The organism is Epilithonimonas zeae, from assembly GCF_023278365.1.
In the GTDB taxonomy this organism is placed as follows: Bacteria; Bacteroidota; Bacteroidia; order Flavobacteriales; family Weeksellaceae; genus Epilithonimonas; species Epilithonimonas zeae_A.
Genome location: NZ_CP075338.1, coordinates 3,517,328 through 3,536,203, shown reverse-complemented (window position 1 = coordinate 3,536,203; position 18,876 = coordinate 3,517,328). Strand labels below are relative to the sequence as shown.

Below are 18,876 nucleotides of genomic sequence, written 5' to 3'. Positions count from 1 at the left end.
GTTTATTGATTGTTTAATTATTGTTTCCAGTTTTTCACCGTGTAATTCAGACTTGTATTTTTATCCAGTGACAAAGAAACATCTTTCCCTTCTTCGATTACGTCGATTTCCCCTTCCGTTTCCCAGCTTCCTTTGGTTAATTTGAATTTCAAATCAGGGTAAGTTTTGAATGTAATTTGTCTGGTTGTTTCACCGGTTTTATTAAGTTTAATGACGTTAGGATTCCAATTCCCGATGCTTGACTGATTACCTGTAATATAAACATCACCGCTGTTTTCGGGAACATTTACCGTTAAATTCACTTCGTATTTTACATTAGATAAACCCAATTTTGTTCTCACTTTTTCGACACTGGTTTCATCCAAAACATTTAGTAATTCAGGAACAAATTCTTTAAACGATTGATATTTTTTCCTGTTGTTTTCATATACTTCCATTTTCTTTTCAAATTCCGGAATCAGAACAAAAGAATAGTCATTCATATGTTGTTTTCGTAAATTTTCAGCCAATTTCTGATTGCCATCAGCCAACGCAATTCGGATTTCTCCTGTTCTTACGATATGCTCGGCAACACAAGACGGCCAGTAAGAATAACCGTGCATCGCCATCTTATCAACAAGAGCCTCAGACATCAGATTACTGCTCTTGTTAATCCTGTCTTCATATGAGCCCAAATGCTGGTTGACAAACGAATGACCGAACTCGTGCGTGATTAAAAAGTTGAGCGTTTCCGGATGATCGAAACCAAATTCTTTATAATCCCTGATATTATTTTTCTTTTCCAGCGGAAGATAAGGACTGCTGATCATATTGGCAATCTGCCCTTTGTCAGACTTAATCATTGGGCCGTTGCCGTGCCAGAAGACCGAAATGTTAGGCATAATATCCAACGGATTAATCCAGAATCTGTAAGCCAGAAACTTCTCACCATAATATTGCTCCATTTTAGCCATATAGCCAGCCGGAATATTTTTTCTGACCTCTTTCTTTGCACCTTCTAAAAAATGACTCTGGTCTTTGAAGAATTTTCCCAGATTTCTTTCGATATAAAACTCTCTCAACTGTTCAGCGAATTTTTCCACTGCTTCTTTCTTTGCACTATCATTTTCCTCAATCTGGTAAGCATAACCTTTTGCAGGAAAAATATTGTGCTTCAGTAAAACCTGATAAGTCAAATCCTGTTGCTGGCCGGCAACCTGCAGATAATCCTGCATCGCTTTGATGATTTTCGAATTATCATATTTTTCCATTTCCCTGTTCGCCAAATCTGCCAAAGGTAAATGACTGATGTCCGCTTTCCCGTCGATGTAGAAAAGCCTTCCCTGATGCTTCGCTACAAGATATTCGACAATGGAATATGTGGCAATATTTGGGTTGAATTCCACATCCACTTTTGATTGAGATTTCAGATTTGCCGCCAATAAAAACATCATCAAAGTCAAAATGCTTTTATTAATCATCTTTAAGGTCTTCATTTAATCTGAGTTTTCTAGGTTTATAGTTTATTATTTTAAATTGAATCGATTGTTCCTCCAGAACTTCTGCTTGCAGAGAATTTAATTCCTGACAATGTTTTATATCTGATTTTAGCTAATGAACTTGCAGAAGCGGTTAATTCTTTTGAAACACTCAAAGTTATCGATGATGTCGCACTTGCAGTTGCTTTTGCAGTTTGAATATTCATATTTTTGGCATCTACAGAACTTGCACTATCCACATTGATTTTCGCATTATCTGCAGAACCGCTGATTTTTACCGAACTTGCAGAATTAGCATCAACATTCAGATTTTTCGTATTGATTTTTCCTGAAAATCCACCTGCACTATCGGTATTGATATTAACAACCGAAGCTTTAGAATCTGCAACAATTCTTCCGCTTCCATTGCTTTCAAAAGTTTGTTCAGCAGTTTCAAAAACACTTTTCACTTTTATAGAAGAGGCATTTCCGGCTTCTGCTTTTACAAGCTCTTTTGCGTAAACAACCACTTTTGTATCGGCATTCTGAAGCGAAACATTAGGTCTGTATTGGATGTAAAGCGTTTTATTTTTCACTTCGATTTTAAGTTCTGACAAATGCGTGCTTGTCGCAACCGCTTTTTCTTCGTCTGATTTTATAATTTCCACTTCGATTGCCTGGGAAGTTTTCACAGCATTGAATGAACTCAAATTAAAAGTCTTTGTTTCTGATTTCTGAATCCCATTCGAAAAATAATTTCCTTTCAATGTTGTTGTGGACAAAAAGAGTCCGATAATCATTGTTATTAATAGTAATAATAGTTTTTGCATCGTTATATTTTTTTAGTTTTATTTAATAATCAGGCTCTGACTGTTATTTTTGAATATCTAATAATTCATATTTTTTCAATTCAGAATAATCCGAAGTAATGACAGACTCGCCTTGCTTCAGTCCGGAAACCACTTCATAATACAGAGGATTTTCTCTTCCGAGACTGATGTTTCGCTTTTCGGCTTTGTTATTTTTCACTACAAAAATCCATTTCCCGTTCGTGTCTTTGTAGAAATTCCCTTTCGGAATCATCATACTTTGTGTGTCGGCAGATAATTTCAGTTTTACGCCGAAAGTCATCCCTATTTTCAGGGTTGAAATTTTTGCGTCAATGAAATTCAGTTCCACAGAAAACTGTCCGTCTTTCACTTCCGGAAGAATCTTCGTGATGATAACTTCATATTCTTTTCCATTGTTGTCAAGCGTTCCTTTGATTCCGTTGGTTAATTTATTAATATAATATTCATCCACTTTTGCGACCAACTTGTAACCGCCCATCAAATCGATTTTCCCGATGCTTTCTCCACTTGTCAGATTTTGTCCGAGAGAAATATTGAATGACGACAACCTTCCCGAAGCCGGCGACATTATCAGGAAATTATTTTTGTTGGAACGAAGAATATTCAAGCTTTTTTCCATCTGATTAATGGAATTATTGATGGCTGCAAACTGGGCATTTCTCGAAGTTTTCTCATTAGAAGCTCCTTTTTCAACAATTCGTTTTCTGTCTTTCTGATAATTCAGATTTTGTAAAGCAATATCATAATCGGTTTTCTTTCCGATTTCCGCATCGTACAATCTTTTCTGAAGATTAAAAGTCTGCAACGCCGTATTATAATCATTCTGAGACTGCAATAATTCTTTATCCTGACTAAACTCCTGATTTTTCAATTCTAAAAGCGAACTTCTCATCTGGCTGATCTGCTGCATAATCCCCGTTTCCTGATTCAGGTAATTGAATTCTGTATTGGGATTGTAAACTCTTGCAATAGGTTGTCCTTTTGTCAGCATTTGTCCGTCTTCCGCAAAAATTTCTTTTACCGCGCCACCTTCCAAAACATTCACAAGAGAAGAATTAAGAGATTGCGTCTGTGCAGTTACCATCAACATATCTTCGAATTTTCCATTCGTCACTTCATCAATCGTAATATCTTCTGACTTTACATTATACGTTTTTTTCTGATTCAAAAAATACCATCCGAAAACCGAAACCGCTAATGCAGATATGATGATAATTGAGACAAATTTTAGTTTAGATTTCTTTTTTACTATTTTCGTATCCATATTTAGATAACTGTTTTACTTACAGATAATTACACAATGTAAATACCATAAATTTATAATCTTGTAACACTCTGTAAATGTGATTAAATATAATTTTATTAATTTTAAAACTGTTCATTATCGGACACTTTTTGTACGGAAACGGACATATTAATTATAAATGATAAATCATTTTATTTTAAGGAAAAATTGATAACTTAATTGTCGTTCCACTGGCACGAGAATTCGATTTTTTTAAACAAATATAATTTTAATGCTTAAAAATAATTAGCATTAATATCAATAGGAATGGGCTTTAGCCCATTTAAAAGTGGACAAAACAAAAAGGCTTTAGCCAAAATTTAAATTTTAAATGCGAAAAAAAGAAGCTCATATTTTAATTGTGGATGATGACGAAGATATTTTGTTTTCGGCGAGAGTCTGGCTCAAAAAGTTTTTTACGGAAGTGAGCTGTCTCAGTCAGCCCAAGAATATTCTGAAATTTTTATCCGAACAGCAAGTGGATGCGGTTCTTCTGGATATGAATTTCCGGAAAGGTTTTGAAAACGGACAGGACGGATTGTATTGGATGAATGAAATCAAAACGCTGGAACCCCAGCTTCCGATTATCTTGATGACGGCTTACGGTGAAGTGGAATTAGCCGTTGAAGCCCTGAAAAACGGTGCTTCCGATTTTATTCTAAAACCCTGGAATAATGAAAAATTATACGCTTCCGTAAATTTGGCTGTCGATATTTCCCGAAAAAATAAGAAGCTGAATCAATGGGAAAATATCAGTATCAAAACCAATCAATATCAATTGGAAACCCAATCTCCGGCAATGCAGGAAGTGATGGACCAGATTGAACGGGTTTCTGCAACCGATGCCAATGTTTTGCTTTTGGGAGAAAACGGAACCGGAAAATATGTTTTGGCAGAACACATTCACGAATTGTCGGAAAGGAAGAATCAGCCTTTTGTTCATATCGATTTGGGAAGTCTTTCGGAAAATCTTTTTGAATCGGAATTATTCGGTTATAAAAAGGGTGCATTTACGGATGCGCATCAGGATTATGCCGGAAAAATCGAAAATGCCGAAAACGGAACCGTTTTTCTTGATGAGATCGGAAATCTTCCGCTTCATCTCCAAACTAAATTGTTAAGTTTGATTCAAAACAGAAAACTGTCGAGAATCGGAGAAAGCAAAGAACGTTTGTTGGATGTGAGATTCATTTTTGCAACCAATGAAAACCTCAAAAAAGCCGTTGCTGAAAACCGTTTCCGAAAGGATTTGTATTACAGAATCAATACGGTTGAATTGAATATTCCGAGTTTGAGAGAACGGATTGAAGATATTTCAACTTTAGCTGATTATTTTTTAGAAAAATACAAACAGAAATATCACAAACCTGATTTGGCTTTAAATGAAAATTTAATTTCTGAATTAACCCATTACTCCTGGCCTGGAAATATCCGTGAGCTCGACCATTGCATCGAACGAAGCGTAATTCTTTCCAACGAGAAAAGTCTTAAATTGCTGATGCCCCAAGATGAAGAATCAGAAAATACAATCGTGAATCTGAACATCGAAGAAATGGAAGAAATTCTGATTAAAAAAGCGTTGAAGAAACACCGTGGAAATATTTCTCTGGCGGCGGAAGATTTGGGATTATCTAGAGCAGCGTTATACAGAAGAATGGAAAAATTTGAGCTTTAATTTTAAAACATTTAGAAGTTAAGTAAAATATTTCAACTTAAAATTCTTAATCAAATTGATTTATCAATTCTTAAATTTAGAATCAATAACTTCTTCATTTCTGAATTTTTAAATATGAATAAACAAGTTTATTGAAATTAAGAACTTTAAGGAAAATATATCTATAGAAAACTATGAAAAAACAACAGTTTTTTTGGCTGATATTTATTCTGCTTTCGATTGTCAGCGGGATTTTTGCTTTTGATTTTTATTCTCAAAATAAATGGATCAATTGCGTTTTGTTTTCATTGGTCGGTTTGGTCTGCATTATTTTGGCGCAGACCTCGGCTTTGTCTTACATCCAGAAAACGGAAAAACTGCTTTTAGCAATTCAGAAAAAGGATTTTTCATTGTTTCCAAAAACTGAGGAAAACGGTCTGGTTGATAATGCTGTGAAATTGTATTATCAAAGTAAAGAAGAGCATCTTTCGTTATCATCTTACCAACTATTGTATGAGGAAATTTTGAATCAACTCGAAATAGGTTTGATGATTTTGTCAATGAAAAATGATGATTGGGAAGTTTTTTATGTGAATCCTATTTTTCTTGAAATTCTAGAAATCCCGAAGTATAATTCGTGGAATCTTTACGAAAATAAAGCGCCCGATTTCTACCAAATCATCAAACAAACGAATTACGAAAACTCTCAGGAATTTTTTGATATTTCGATTAATGAAAATACAAAACAATCGTTTTCATTAAGGACGAAAAAAGTTCAGAATGTAAAAAACCGCTTTTGCATCATCAGTTTAGAATCGGTTCAGAAAATTATTGAACAAAAAGAAAAATTAGCCTGGAATAACCTGATGAAAGTAATTTCCCACGAACTTCTGAATACTTTAACGCCTGTTAACAGTCTGATTCAGAATCTTGAATACATTGCCAATCAGGAAATTATCGAAAAGGAAGACCAGCAGGATATGAAGGAAAGTCTGATGATTATCAATTCCAAATCAAAACAATTATTAAATTTTGTAGACGATTACCGCCAAGTTGCCGAACTTCCAAAACCTGTTTTTAAAACAATTTCTATATCTAATATTGTAGAATCTTCACTCAATTTTCTTAAGCCTGAATTTGAAAAAAAACATATCACCATTATCAATTCATTGGAAAATCATCTGATTTCTGCTGATGAAAAGATGATTGAAAGATGTTTAATTAATCTTTATCTCAACGCTATTTACGCTGTTTCCGATAATGTTGAAAGAACAATTAAAACCGAAATCAAAACTCACAACAAACGTATCATTCTAAGTGTAGAAGATAATGGAACCGGAATCTCAAAGGAAATCCAGGATAAGATTTTCCTTCCGTTTTTCACGACAAGAAGCAATGGTTCCGGAATTGGTTTAACGCTCAGTAAAAGTATTATCGAAGCCCATAAAGGCTACTTGAATTATAAACCTTTGGAACAGGGAAGCCGGTTTGAGATTTGGTTTGTGGAATAAAAAGAAAAAAGACTTTAGATTCGAAAAAAATTATCGCAAAGGCACAAAAATTATTAGATTCAAAGTTGAGAAGTCACAAAGTTATTATCTTCGATGAAAAAAGTAGAATTGGATCTTTGCGACTTTTATTAATAATTAAAATAAAAAAACTTGCGCCCTTGCGTTAAAAAAGTTGACACAATTATGAAAATAAAAAATAATGCCAGCGAAACGGTAGAATTTGAAATTTCAAAGCTAGAAAACTCACTTCGGAACTCCGGAGCGGACGAAAGCTCTGTAAAAAAAGTACTCCAAAATATTTTACCAAATTGCTTTGACGGAATCACGACGAGAGAGTTGTATAAAATGGCGTTTGATGAACTGAAAAAAATCTCAAATTCTGCAGCGGCAAGATACAGTTTGAAAAAAGCTTTGCTGGAATTGGGACCTGCGGGATTCTATTTTGAGCAGTGGATCTCACGAGTGTTTCAAAATATTGGTTACAAAACCGAAACGGGACAATTAATAAAAGGACATTCGGTGACTCACGAAGCGGATGTTATCGCCAATAAAGACGATAAAACGTATTGGGTAGAATGTAAATTCCGGAATGCGGAAGACACGAAAATCTCTGTTACGACGCCAATGTACGTTTTGTCAAGAATCAAAGATATTTCTGATATTCAGTACAATCTTTTCGGAACCAAAACCGAATTTACAGATGGTTGGCTGATTACTAATACTTATTTTACCAAGGATTCTGTGGCTTTTTCAGAATATTATGGATTGAGATTGTTGTCTTGGGATTTTCCGAAAAATAAATCCATCAAAAATCTGGTTGACCAAAATGCATTATATCCAATCACTTGTCTTACGACTTTGGATGGAAAACAAAAACAGAAATTGCTGGAGAACAAATGTGTTTTGGTAAAAGAATTATTCAATAATCAGAATTTGTTGAATGTTTTAGAACTTAATCAAGAAAAGAAATCAGAAGTTTTGAAAGAAGCTAAAGAACTGATGACAACAAAAATTTCGGAATAAAAAAAACCGCTAAATGATAGCGGTTTTATGCTTCTCGCAGATTTTTGTAATTAGGCAGATTTTTTCTCAAATATTCATCTGCGAAATCTATAAAATCTAAGAGATATATTTAAAATTATTTCCCTTTTTGTGGTGGATAATTAGCCATTATCTCAGCTACAACTTGTGGAATTTGTTTTTGTTTTGACCTTGGCGAATCTACAGAAATTCCGCTACCTGCGCCTTGCCAAACCAATTTTTGAGTTTTTGCATCAATAATGTCAATCACAATCGTTCCACTGTTGTAGTTGTTGGTCCAGGTATTTCCCATACCAAAACCGCCACCCCAGCCCCAAGGTCTTCCCCAACCCCAGCCTCCGCCGTACGAGGTGGTAATGTCCTGAACTTTTTTGTGGGACGCTTTCACATTCACAATCAAATCCGGATTTTGTCCAGACGTCAAAGCTTTTGATTGCAATTGTTTTGATAATTCATTCAAAACTCTGTCTTTATCAAGATCATTCAGTTTCAAATCATCTGTTCTTAGCAAATACGTTTTATAGTTTGTAAAATTTGCTGTAGCAGAATAATCAGATTTCACTTGAAATGGGCTACAAGAAGTGATTCCAAGAGAAACCGCAGCCAATAATATGAAGAAATATTTTTTACTCATCGCTAATATATTTTTATTTTGGAATTCGTGAATCTTCGATTTCATAATATTAAGATTATTTAGGTTTTTTAATAAAAGTATCCGTCTTTTTATCATAACCATACGGACAATGTCTGCATCCGCTTTTACAGCAATAACCACGTTTCAAATGGAACTTTTCTGTAAAAACTTTATAACCCTGCTCGTTATAATAAAAGTCTTCATTCTCTTTGATGTCATTTAGTTTCATAAGTTAAAAAACTGTACCAAAATTTTTATCTTTGATTGATGATAATTATTGTTTGCCAAAGATTACTCAAAAATACTAAAATTTCGGGGATTACATTGTTCCCGTTTATATTGCTGAGAAAAAAAGAATACAGGCAAAACAAAGTCTTAATCAATCATGAGAAAATTCATATCCGTCAGCAGATTGAATTATTGATTATTCCATTTTATATTTGGTATCTTTCAGAATATTATCTCAAATATCTGAAGTACAAAAATCCACATCTAGCTTATAGAAATATTAGTTTCGAAAGAGAGGCTTATGCCAATGACCAAAACTTGGATTACTTGAAAAAAAGAAAATTTTGGAGCTTCATCAATTATCTCTAAAATCAATATGAGAAATGATTTGGAGAATTAATTCCAGAATTACTTTTTTATCGAATATTACATTTTCATCAAAAAAATTTCTTAATCTGTAAAATAATCTAAATTTGCAGAATTATTTTTACAATAAGACTTTATTATGTCGCAAGATAGCAGCGGTCATTTTGACCTCAAAAAACTGTCCGCAGTGGGCGTTTTGGTTTCATTAGGAATTGTTTTCGGAGACATCGGAACTTCGCCGTTGTACGTAATGAAAGCGATCATCAATGCAGGAAAAGCCGGCGGAATTATTTCTGAGGAATACATAGAAGGTGCATTGTCTTGTATTATTTGGACTCTGACTTTACAAACGACGATAAAATACGTTATTATTGCTTTGAGAGCCGACAACAAAGGAGAAGGTGGCATTCTATCACTTTATTCACTCGTCAAAAGGTTTAAGAAAAAATGGCTTTATATCATTGCCATCATCGGAGCAGCTGCTCTGGTAGCGGACAGTATCATCACGCCCTCTCTTACTGTAATGTCCGCCATTGAGGGGCTGGAACTCGTTACGCACAAGCCACCTGTTGTTCCTATCACATTGGCCATTTTGGTAATTATTTTTGTGGTTCAGCAATTTGGCACCAGCTTTATCGGGAAGTTTTTCGGACCGGTAATGGTACTTTGGTTTTTGGTTTTAGGAGGTTTTGGTCTTGTTCATTTAGTTGAACATCCAATGATTCTAAAAGCTTTTAATCCTTATTATGCCATTAAATTGATCTATAACTCTCCTAGTGCCATTGTCATCCTTGGTGCTGTCTTTCTTTGTACTACCGGAGCAGAAGCATTATATTCCGATCTTGGGCATTGTGGTATCAAGAATATCCGAGTGAGCTGGATTTTCGTGAAAGCTATGCTGATCCTCAATTATCTTGGCCAGGGTGCCTGGCTGTTGAGCAACTATCACGAAGTATTCCGTGGTAAAAATCCATTTTTCGGAATTATGCCGGAATGGTTTATTATTCCGGGCGTTGTAATTGCAACAGCTGCGGCAATCATCGCAAGCCAGGCGGTAATCACAGGAGCATTCACAATGTTTTCCGAAGCAATGGCCCTCAATTTCTGGCCTAATCAGGAAATCGAATATCCTTCCGGAATAAAAGGCCAAATGTACATCCCGAAAATCAATTGGGGAATTTTGCTTTTGTGCTTTGTTGTTGTGATCTATTTTAAAGAATCCGGAAGAATGGAAGCTGCCTATGGACTTTCCATTACCGTGACAATGTTAATGACAACCATCCTGCTGGTATTCTGGTTTTTGAAAACGAGAACAAACAAACTCTGGATTGCACTTTTTGCATTGGTTTATATTGTGATAGAAGGTGGTTTTTTCAGTGCCAATATTATTAAATTTTTCGAAGGTGGCTGGATGTCCGTTCTCTTGGCAGGATTTATAGGAATCTGTATGTATGCCTGGTATAATGGGCGACTTATCAAAACAACGTTCATCAAATTTGTAAAACTTCAAAAATATGTTTCTACAATAAAAGATATGAAGCTGGATGAAACGATTCCTAAGTATGCGACCAATCTTGCTTTCATTAGTCGAGCAAAAAGAGAGGATGAAGTAGAATCGAAAATCATTTATTCCATCATCCGAGCACAACCTAAAAGAGCTGACCATTATTTTATTTTGAATATTGTGAATCAGGAAGACCCATACAGCTTCAAATACAATGTGGAAGAGGTTTTGCCTGGAACAATTTATAAGATAAGTTTCTTGCTGGGCTTCAAAAGAGACAGAAGAATCAACGATTATTTTCAGCAGATTTTAGCAGAAATGATGGAAGAAGGAACGATTCCTTCACGCAGTTCACATCCCTCTTTGAGAGCACATAACATTCCGCCTGATTTGAAGTTTGTGATTATCGATAATGTTTATATCAATGATTTCCTTCTTACAATTAGAGATAAAATCATTCTTAATATTTATAATTTTGTAAAGAAACTTGGCAGTAACGACTTCACAGCTTATGGCGTTGCAAGTCATAATGTTGTGGTAGAATCGGCGCCGCTTCTTGACCAGAAAATCAAAATCGAGAGAATCGAAAAAGTCGAACACAAGCATTTCGAATAATCCCGAAAAAATTCTTTATTTTTGTACTATGGATACGAAACAAAAAGAGTTGAATATCGCAACTATAAAAGACGTCCTTAGACAATATCTTATGGATAAAGGCTTCCGCAATACGCCTGAGAGATATACTATTCTTGAGGAGATTTACAATATGGAGCACCACTTCAACGTGGATGACCTTTATCTGCTGATGATGCAGAAAAAATACCACGTAAGCAAGGCTACGATTTATAATACTATAGAGATTTTCTTGGATGCAGGCTTGATTAGAAAGCACCAATTCGGAGAAAAAACATTGAGCACATCTTCTTATGAGAAGTCTTATTTTGATAAGCAGCACGACCATTTGGTCATTTATAAAGAAGATTCTGATAAAGAAATTGCAGAGATTATAGAGTTCTGCGACCCGAGAATCCAAGGCATCAAAGACTCAATAGAAAAAGCATTTGGCGTAAGTATTGATACGCACTCGTTGTACTTCTACGGACACAAGAAGTCTGAAAATTAATGAAGAAATCCTTTTTTGTTGTTCTACTTCTAATTTTTGTTAGAATATTTTCGCAGGTCACTCCGCCAACCCAAAATACGGGTGTGGTTAAAGACCCTTTTTTCAAAAATCAAAATCCGCAAACACAGCCTTCTAAAAAAGTAAAACACGTCCATTCAGATACTGCAGGTAAAAAACCTGATAAATATGAAGGAAATATGGTTTTCTCTGGAAATGTTCAATTCGAACATCAAGGTTCTGTTCTTACAGCAAATGAAGTTGTTTGGTATGAGAAAGAAAATTTTTTGAAAGCCATTGGAAATGCTGTATTAACAACTGCCGACGGAAACAGAATCACGGCAGAAGAAATGGAATACGATGGTAACACCCAACGTGGAATTGCACGCAAAAATGTAGTTCTTACCGACCCAAAACAAACCATCAAAACAGAAACGCTTTATTACGATAAAATCCCGAACACGGCTTATTTCAACACAGGCGGAACAATTTATAGTAATGATGGAAGTGTGATGTACACCAAATCTGCTACCTATTATCTCAATTCAAAAATGATAGATTTCATTGGTCGTTCTAATATCGAAACTGATAAATACACTATCATAAGCGATAATATCAAAACCAATCAAAATACAGGCGTTTCAGATTTTACAGGGCCAACAACCATTAGAAGTAAGGAAAATTACGCCAACTATGTCTATACAGAACTTGGAACCCATAATTCCAAAACAGGCGAATCTTTCCTCAACAAAAATTCAAGAATCCATAATAATGGGAAAATCCTGACTGGAGACAAATTATACTTCAACAGAAATACAGGCTTCGGCAAAGGAACAGGCAATGTAACGTTGGACGACCCTCAGCAAAAACGTTTTATCAAAGGTGGCTATGGAGAGATCTATGAAAAGAAAGACTCTGCAATGGTTACGGACAAACCTTATGCTGTAAAGATTCTAAGTAAAGATTCTGCCTATTTTTCTGCAGAGAAATTCATTACATTTCAAAGACCAGATTCGGCCAACGCACTGAAGAAAAAAAGCTATTTGCGAGCTTACAGAAAAGTAAGAATTTTCAAAACCAATATGCAAGGTCGCGGAGATTCATTAAGCTTTAATGAAACTGACGGCGAAATGCACCTGATGAGAAAACCAATTCTTTGGATGGGTGTAAAACAAGTTACCGGAGACGAAATCCGTGTTTACAGTAATCCCGAAAAAGAAATCACAGATTCCATCAGAGTTTTAGGCAATGCCTTCGCTATCAGTAAAGCAGATTCTTTGAATTTGAAAGATGAGTTCAATCAGATCAAAAGCAAGAATATGATTGTCTATCTCAACAACAATGCCATAGATAGTGCAAAAGCGGTAGGCAATGCGCAAGCTATTACTTATGCGGATGACGAGGATAAAAAAACAAAACAAATGAAAAGAATTGGCGTAATGTTGTCCACTTGTGGCGAGATTACAGCAGAGTTTTTGGAGCGCCGACTGGAGATTGTTTCCTGCAATATTGGTGCGAATAACGACACTTATCCGATGAGTCAAATCTCAAAAGAGGAACGTTTTTTCAAAGATTTCAATTGGAACACCAAAGACCGCTTACAGAAACCCAGCGATATTTTTCTCGACACACCTAATTATCCCGAAATAGTCTACGAGTCCGACAACACTCTCTTCAACCTAGCTGAAGCCGAACGGAAAAAACAGGAAGAAAAGAATAAACCTAAGACACCAGTTCGGGTAAAAAAATAAAATATCGGTCACATTGAGCGGAGTCGAAATTTGGGCGCCTTTATCCGCCTTCCACTCCCGCTTTTTCCTTTTTTGGCAAAAAAAAGAAAAAGAGCTCCGTTCAAGTCGGGGCGCGCTTCGCCAAGTCGAAAATTTTGTCATTTCATAGAATCGAAACTCAAAATTCACGACCTTTGCAAAAGTTTAAAAGTTCTCAAAAAATTCAAAAAACTAAATGATATAGAAACTTTTAAAATCTAATTTCTAACATCTACATTGAAAAATGAAACAAGATTTCTTTAAATACCAAGCTCAAACAACACCTTATGCAGCAGGCTTCGAAGTTGAAAAAGCGGAAGGAAGTTACATCTACGGAAAAGACGGAAAAGCTTATCTGGATTTTGTAGCTGGTGTTTCTGCCAATACGCTTGGACATTCTCATCCAAAAGTGGTTAACGCCATCAAAGAACAAGCGGACAAATACTTGCACGTAATGGTTTACGGCGAATATGCGCAAGAAAAACCAGTGGAACTTTGCAGACTTTTGGCAGAAGCAACACCAGAACCTTTGGAAGTCACTTATCTTGTTAATTCTGGAGCGGAGGCGATTGATGGCAGTTTGAAATTAGCTAAACGCTATACTGGAAGAGAAGAAATAATCGCCTTCAAAGATGCTTATCACGGAAATACCCACGGCGCGCTTTCTGTTGCAGGAAACGAAGTTCACAAAAGAGAATTCCGTCCGTTGCTGCCAATGGTCAATTTCATCGAGTTTAATAATGAAAATGATTTTGATAAAATCACAGAGAAAACGGCTTGTGTCATCGTAGAAACTATTCAGGGTGCGGCGGGTTTTATTATGCCAAAAGATAATTATTTCATTCAGCTTAAAAAACGTTGTGAAGAAGTTGGTGCGCTACTGATTTTGGACGAGATTCAGCCGGGGTTTGGAAGAACCGGAAAATTATTTGCTTTTGAACATTTTGGGATTGTCCCTGATATTCTTGTAATGGGAAAAGGAATGGGCGGCGGCGTTCCGGTTGGTGCTTTTATGAGTTCGAAAGAAATTATGTCAAGCCTTTCACATTCGCCGAAGTTGGGACATATTACCACTTTTGGAGGAAATCCTTTGATTGCTGCGGCTTCTCACGCTACTCTGAAAGAAGTTTTGGAAAGCGGACTGATGAATGAGACAGATAAGAAGGAAAAACTCTTCCGGGAATTATTGGTTCATCCGAAAATCAAAAACGTCAACGGGAAAGGACTGATGTTAGCTGTGAATCTCGGTTCTCCGGAATATACTTTGAAAGTGGCTTCAAAATGTATGGAAAAAGGATTGATTGTTTTCTGGCAACTGTACAGAAACGAATATCTGAGAATCTCTCCTCCACTCACAATCTCCGAAGACGAAATCCGAAAAGGTTGCGCGATTATTCTGGAAGCTTTGAATGAAGTGGAATAGATTTTAAATTAACATCCAATTTGTCATTCCGTAGGAATCTAAACGTCGCTGTCGAGATTCCTACGGAATGACAAATTTCGTTTTGAGGGAAGCCTTTGTTTTTATGACGAATCTGCAGCCCGACTTGAGCGGAAATCCTTTTTTGCCAACCATCAAGTTCTATTTAATCTGAAATGATCTGCAAAAAAGATTGGGAGCGGAAGGCGGATTAAGCTGCCCAAATCTTTAGGTTGGATGATGTCAAATAATTTTAAAAATTAGTGTTCATCAACGGTACAAAATCAGCTAATAAAAATCATATTTATTTTCTATAAAAAATTTGAATTTCCATAGACATTTTGATTTGGAAATAAGAAATTAATTTATATATTGCGCCACAATTAGAATTAGTATATGGCGAAAACGAAAGTGCAGTATGAATACAATATGCATTGTCTCTCGGAGATTTTGTATGAGTATCTGGCAAGTGCAGAAGGATTATCAGAATGGTTTGCAGACGACGTTGTAGAACGTGGAGACGATTTCTATTTCAGCTGGGGCGGTGGCCCTGCTGAGAAGGCGACGCTGATCCGTTACAAGCCGGAAAGTTTTGTGCGTTTCCGTTGGGAAGAGGATGAAGGGACGAAATATTTCTTCGAGCTTTCTATCGTCATTGATGAAATAACGGATGACCTTTCGCTTAACATCACCGACTTTTGTGAGCCTGGCGATGAGGAAGAAAACAAACTCTATTGGGAAAACCTGATAGAGAACTTACAGATAAAATTAGGCGCCGCTTAAAAATAAATGGATGAACGATTTTATCGTTCATTATTTTTTTATACTACAATGCAAAAATTAGTTTATACTGAAGAAAATCTTCAAGTTATCAACCGTTCTTTTCTTTATGGTGATTCGGTTTGGGTATCGTTCTTTGTAAGAAACGGAAATCTCATAATGGCCGAGGAATCTTATTTTTTTCTGATGGCATCGATGCGGAAAATGAGACTGAATATTCCGCTGACATACACCTTAGAATTTTTTCAGGAACTGTTTCAGAGAGAAGTTTTGAGTAAGGGTATTGAGAATGGAATTATCCAACTGATGGCTTACAGAAAGCAGGAAGACAAACCGCTTCCGAAATCTGAAACCGCTTTCTATTTTGAAGTGGAAGAATCGGGAGACATTCTTTATATACAAGGTAATATTGAACTGGATCTCATTAAGGAAATCAATGTTAATGCGAATCTTTTGAGTAACATCCGTGTTCATTCTGCCGAGAATATCTATGCTGAAATTTATGCCAAAGAAAATGATTTGGATGACGTTATTCTTCTGAATCCGAACAAGAAAATTGCCAGAAGTATCTTCGGAAATCTTTTGTTTCTCCAGAATAATGTGATTAAAATTCCGAAACAAACGGAAGGTGCTTATATTTCACCATTAATGGAAAACTTTGTCACTTTTGTTCACAAAAATAAACTGGCAGAAATTGAAGAAGCAGAAATCATCGCCTTCGAATCTCAAAAAGCTGAAGAAATCCTGAGAATCTCCGATGAAAAAGGCATTCACACAGTTTCAAAAATCAGAAATAAAACTTTTGAGAACACGAGATTTTCAGAAATGATTACCCAATGGAAAAATAGTTTTAATTAATTTTTTTACATAATTTTATAATTATTTAAAAATTAGTTCTACATTTGTCCCAACAAAAAAGCAAGAAATGTCTATACAACTTATGCATCATCATCACCATTCTCACGTTCAGGCGGGAAGGTAATGGTATGTCATAACTTCAAAATAATATTAACCGTCTGAGTAATCAGGCGGTTTTTTGTTTTCCAATTTTCCTTGTCGTTTACTCAGACCTTATCTATAAAATCAAAAATGAGTAAACTAAAATTAGCCATACAAAAAAATGGAAGACTGAGCGAAAAGTCTCTGAAACTGCTGGAAGAATGTGGCATCAAAATCTCCAACGGAACCAGAAAACTAAAGGCTGTTTCCACTAATTTTCCATTAGAAATCTTATTTCTTCGTGATGATGATATTCCGCAATATGTAGAGCAAGGCGTTGCTGATATCGGAATTATCGGTCTGAATGAAGTTTTGGAACAAAAGAAAAATATTGAAATTGTTCAAAAGCTTGGATTTGCCCAATGCAGATTGTCTCTGGCAATTCCTAAAGAAGAAAATTATAACGGAATCCCATATTTCGAAAATAAAAAAGTGGCAACTTCTTATCCAGAGATTCTTTCAAACTATTTCCAAGAAAATAACATCAATGCACAAATCGAAAAGATTGGTGGAAGTGTAGAAATCGCACCTGGAATCGGACTTTCCGACGGAATTTTTGACATTATCAGTACCGGTTCTACTCTACTGACTAATGGTTTGAAAGAAGTTGAAACTGTTCTGGAAAGTGAAGCTATATTGATTTCCAATGAGAATCTATCTAATGAAAATCTGGAGATTTTAAACAAACTTTTATTCAGAATCAATGCCGTAAAAGAAGCTTCGGAAAGCAAGTATATTCTTTTAAATGCACCTAATCAGAATCTTGAAAAAATTATCAATCTCTTACCCGGAATGAAATCGCCAACTATTCTTCCTTTAGCCGAAAGTGGTTGGTCATCTATTCATTCAGTCATCAAAGAAGATCAATTTTGGGAAGTGATTGAGAACCTGAAAAAGGAAGGTGCACAAGGAATTTTAGTTTTAGAAATTGAAAAAATGATTTTATGATGAAGCAGTATAAATATCCAAAAAAAGAAGACTGGAAATCGCTTTGTGAAAGACCTTTGCAAAAACAGGAAAGTCTCGAATCTCAGATTAAACAAGTTTTTTCGGAAGTCGAAAAAAAAGGAGATAAAGCGTTAAAATACTTCACAGAACAGTTTGACAAAGTTTCTATTCAGGATGTAAAAGTCTCTGAATCAGAAATTAATGATGCAGAACAATTCGTTTCCGATGAGTTAAAATCAGCGATAAAATTGGCTTCTGAGAATATCAGAAAATTTCACAATTCCCAACAAGAGGAGAAAAAAATTATAGAAACAACCGAAGGCGTTTTTTGCTGGCGAGAAAGTCGTGCGATAGAAAATATTGGAATTTATATTCCCGGAGGAACTGCGCCGTTGTTTTCAACAGTTTTGATGTTGGGAATCCCTGCTAACATTGCAGGTTGTCAAAACGTTGCACTTTGTTCACCACCCGATAAAAATGGAAAAATCAATCCGGCGATTTTGTTTACAGCAAACTTAATCGGAATTAAAAATATTTTCAAAGTAGGAGGAAGTCAAGCGATTGCAGGTTTAACGTTTGGAACAGAAACAATCCCGAAAGTGGATAAAATTTTCGGACCTGGCAATCAATATGTGACAGCTGCGAAACAATTGGCGCTCAATTATAATGTTGCTATCGATATTCCGGCTGGTCCAAGCGAGGTTCTGGTCATCGCCGATGAAACTTCTATTGCTGAGTTTGTCGCTTCTGATTTGCTTTCACAAGCCGAACACGGAACCGATTCTCAAGTGATTCTTTTAAGTAATTCTGAAAAAATAATTGATGAAATTCATATTGAAATCCAACAACAACTTTCAGGATTACCCAGAAAAGATATTGCTGAAATTGCATTACAAAACAGCAAATCAATTTTGTTTAATTCTATCGATGAAGCGATTGAATTTTCGAATTATTATGCTCCGGAACACTTGATTTTAGCAATAGAAAATGCTGAAAATTTCACCAATAAAATCACTAATGCAGGCTCAGTTTTTCTGGGAAATTACAGTCCGGAAAGTGCAGGCGATTATGCTTCAGGAACCAATCATACACTACCAACCAATGGTTTTGCCAAAAACTACAACGGTGTTTCCCTGGACAGTTTTGTGAAGAAAATTACTTTTCAAAATATCACAAAAAAAGGAATCAGAAATCTTGGAAAAACCATTGAAGTAATGGCAGAAGCAGAAGAATTAACCGCTCACAAAAACGCAGTTTCAATCCGATTAAAATCTTTAGAAAAGGCTTCGACAGGCTCAGCCTGACAATG

Annotated in this window: 17 protein-coding genes; 12 read left to right on the top strand and 5 right to left on the bottom strand. The window is 35.7% G+C overall.

The genetic code is table 11. The features are described from left to right. Positions 1–17: 17 nt before the first annotated feature. Genes KI430_RS16185 through KI430_RS16175 form a run of 3 tightly spaced genes read right to left on the bottom strand, consistent with a single transcriptional unit; the run spans position 18 to position 3,572 of the window. Positions 18–1,475, bottom strand: a complete 1,458-nt coding sequence (locus tag KI430_RS16185) for a DUF4932 domain-containing protein (RefSeq protein ID WP_248875941.1) — start codon at positions 1,473–1,475, stop codon at positions 18–20. A 35-nt stretch (positions 1,476–1,510) separates the two neighbouring features. Then, complete coding sequence (locus KI430_RS16180; RefSeq protein WP_248875940.1) at positions 1,511–2,287, bottom strand: GIN domain-containing protein; 777 nt, start codon at positions 2,285–2,287, stop codon at positions 1,511–1,513. Between the two features lie 43 nt (positions 2,288–2,330). Beyond that, entirely contained in the window at positions 2,331–3,572 is a 1,242-nt protein-coding gene (locus KI430_RS16175) for an efflux RND transporter periplasmic adaptor subunit (RefSeq protein ID WP_248875939.1), read from the bottom strand. A gap of 352 nt (positions 3,573–3,924) precedes the next feature. Between KI430_RS16175 and KI430_RS16170 the strand changes: the two genes are divergently transcribed. The 3 genes from KI430_RS16170 (at position 3,925) to KI430_RS16160 (ending at position 7,781) form a co-directional block, all read left to right on the top strand. Then, the gene (locus KI430_RS16170; protein ID WP_248875938.1) at positions 3,925–5,268 is read left to right on the top strand and encodes a sigma-54-dependent transcriptional regulator; all 1,344 of its coding nucleotides are present in this window, start codon (positions 3,925–3,927) and stop codon (positions 5,266–5,268) included. 173 nt (positions 5,269–5,441) lie between these two features. Beyond that, positions 5,442–6,758: a sensor histidine kinase gene (locus tag KI430_RS16165; RefSeq protein WP_248875937.1), complete on the top strand. Its 1,317-nt coding sequence runs from the start codon at positions 5,442–5,444 to the stop codon at positions 6,756–6,758. Between the two features lie 183 nt (positions 6,759–6,941). Beyond that, complete coding sequence (locus KI430_RS16160; RefSeq protein ID WP_248875936.1) at positions 6,942–7,781, top strand: restriction endonuclease; 840 nt, start codon at positions 6,942–6,944, stop codon at positions 7,779–7,781. Between the two features lie 115 nt (positions 7,782–7,896). Here KI430_RS16160 and KI430_RS16155 read toward each other — a convergent pair whose 3' ends face one another. Then, positions 7,897–8,433 (bottom strand): DUF4136 domain-containing protein, encoded by a 537-nt coding sequence (locus KI430_RS16155; RefSeq protein WP_248878363.1) that lies wholly within the window; start codon positions 8,431–8,433, stop codon positions 7,897–7,899. A 55-nt stretch (positions 8,434–8,488) separates the two neighbouring features. Beyond that, complete coding sequence (locus KI430_RS16150) at positions 8,489–8,662, bottom strand: DUF5522 domain-containing protein (RefSeq protein WP_177165167.1); 174 nt, start codon at positions 8,660–8,662, stop codon at positions 8,489–8,491. A 41-nt stretch (positions 8,663–8,703) separates the two neighbouring features. Here KI430_RS16150 and KI430_RS16145 point away from each other — a divergent pair, with 41 nt between their 5' ends. The 9 genes from KI430_RS16145 (at position 8,704) to hisD (ending at position 18,871) form a co-directional block, all read left to right on the top strand. Continuing rightward, positions 8,704–9,030 (top strand): hypothetical protein, encoded by a 327-nt coding sequence (locus KI430_RS16145; RefSeq protein ID WP_248878362.1) that lies wholly within the window; start codon positions 8,704–8,706, stop codon positions 9,028–9,030. 136 nt (positions 9,031–9,166) lie between these two features. Further along, entirely contained in the window at positions 9,167–11,146 is a 1,980-nt protein-coding gene (locus KI430_RS16140) for a KUP/HAK/KT family potassium transporter (protein ID WP_248875935.1), read from the top strand. A 28-nt stretch (positions 11,147–11,174) separates the two neighbouring features. Further along, entirely contained in the window at positions 11,175–11,654 is a 480-nt protein-coding gene (locus KI430_RS16135) for a Fur family transcriptional regulator (protein ID WP_034976696.1), read from the top strand. Further along, complete coding sequence (locus tag KI430_RS16130) at positions 11,654–13,402, top strand: OstA-like protein (RefSeq protein WP_248875934.1); 1,749 nt, start codon at positions 11,654–11,656, stop codon at positions 13,400–13,402. Before KI430_RS16135 ends, KI430_RS16130 begins: the two co-directional genes overlap by 1 nt. 262 nt (positions 13,403–13,664) lie before the next feature. Then, positions 13,665–14,843: an aspartate aminotransferase family protein gene (locus KI430_RS16125; RefSeq protein ID WP_248875933.1), complete on the top strand. Its 1,179-nt coding sequence runs from the start codon at positions 13,665–13,667 to the stop codon at positions 14,841–14,843. Positions 14,844–15,236: 393 nt separating this feature from the next. After that, positions 15,237–15,623 (top strand): START-like domain-containing protein, encoded by a 387-nt coding sequence (locus tag KI430_RS16120; RefSeq protein WP_120213323.1) that lies wholly within the window; start codon positions 15,237–15,239, stop codon positions 15,621–15,623. 48 nt (positions 15,624–15,671) lie between these two features. Continuing rightward, complete coding sequence (locus tag KI430_RS16115) at positions 15,672–16,478, top strand: aminotransferase class IV (RefSeq protein WP_248878360.1); 807 nt, start codon at positions 15,672–15,674, stop codon at positions 16,476–16,478. Between the two features lie 231 nt (positions 16,479–16,709). Beyond that, the gene (gene hisG / locus KI430_RS16110) at positions 16,710–17,567 is read left to right on the top strand and encodes an ATP phosphoribosyltransferase (RefSeq protein WP_248875932.1); all 858 of its coding nucleotides are present in this window, start codon (positions 16,710–16,712) and stop codon (positions 17,565–17,567) included. Continuing rightward, positions 17,567–18,871 (top strand): histidinol dehydrogenase, encoded by a 1,305-nt coding sequence (gene hisD, locus KI430_RS16105; protein ID WP_248878358.1) that lies wholly within the window; start codon positions 17,567–17,569, stop codon positions 18,869–18,871. Before hisG ends, hisD begins: the two co-directional genes overlap by 1 nt. Positions 18,872–18,876: the final 5 nt, after the last annotated feature.

What these genes read in the sequence shown, in the direction of transcription:
- KI430_RS16185 (WP_248875941.1), bottom strand. Translation starts at nt 1,475, where the DNA reads ATGAAGACCTTAAAGATGATTAATAAAAGCATTTTGACTTTGATGATG.
- KI430_RS16180 (WP_248875940.1), bottom strand. Translation starts at nt 2,287, where the DNA reads ATGCAAAAACTATTATTACTATTAATAACAATGATTATCGGACTCTTT.
- KI430_RS16175 (WP_248875939.1), bottom strand. Translation starts at nt 3,572, where the DNA reads ATGGATACGAAAATAGTAAAAAAGAAATCTAAACTAAAATTTGTCTCA.
- KI430_RS16170 (WP_248875938.1), top strand. Translation starts at nt 3,925, where the DNA reads ATGCGAAAAAAAGAAGCTCATATTTTAATTGTGGATGATGACGAAGAT.
- KI430_RS16165 (WP_248875937.1), top strand. Translation starts at nt 5,442, where the DNA reads ATGAAAAAACAACAGTTTTTTTGGCTGATATTTATTCTGCTTTCGATT.
- KI430_RS16160 (WP_248875936.1), top strand. Translation starts at nt 6,942, where the DNA reads ATGAAAATAAAAAATAATGCCAGCGAAACGGTAGAATTTGAAATTTCA.
- KI430_RS16155 (WP_248878363.1), bottom strand. Translation starts at nt 8,433, where the DNA reads ATGAGTAAAAAATATTTCTTCATATTATTGGCTGCGGTTTCTCTTGGA.
- KI430_RS16150 (WP_177165167.1), bottom strand. Translation starts at nt 8,662, where the DNA reads ATGAAACTAAATGACATCAAAGAGAATGAAGACTTTTATTATAACGAG.
- KI430_RS16140 (WP_248875935.1), top strand. Translation starts at nt 9,167, where the DNA reads ATGTCGCAAGATAGCAGCGGTCATTTTGACCTCAAAAAACTGTCCGCA.
- KI430_RS16135 (WP_034976696.1), top strand. Translation starts at nt 11,175, where the DNA reads ATGGATACGAAACAAAAAGAGTTGAATATCGCAACTATAAAAGACGTC.
- KI430_RS16130 (WP_248875934.1), top strand. Translation starts at nt 11,654, where the DNA reads ATGAAGAAATCCTTTTTTGTTGTTCTACTTCTAATTTTTGTTAGAATA.
- KI430_RS16125 (WP_248875933.1), top strand. Translation starts at nt 13,665, where the DNA reads ATGAAACAAGATTTCTTTAAATACCAAGCTCAAACAACACCTTATGCA.
- KI430_RS16120 (WP_120213323.1), top strand. Translation starts at nt 15,237, where the DNA reads ATGGCGAAAACGAAAGTGCAGTATGAATACAATATGCATTGTCTCTCG.
- KI430_RS16115 (WP_248878360.1), top strand. Translation starts at nt 15,672, where the DNA reads ATGCAAAAATTAGTTTATACTGAAGAAAATCTTCAAGTTATCAACCGT.
- hisG (WP_248875932.1), top strand. Translation starts at nt 16,710, where the DNA reads ATGAGTAAACTAAAATTAGCCATACAAAAAAATGGAAGACTGAGCGAA.
- hisD (WP_248878358.1), top strand. Translation starts at nt 17,567, where the DNA reads ATGAAGCAGTATAAATATCCAAAAAAAGAAGACTGGAAATCGCTTTGT.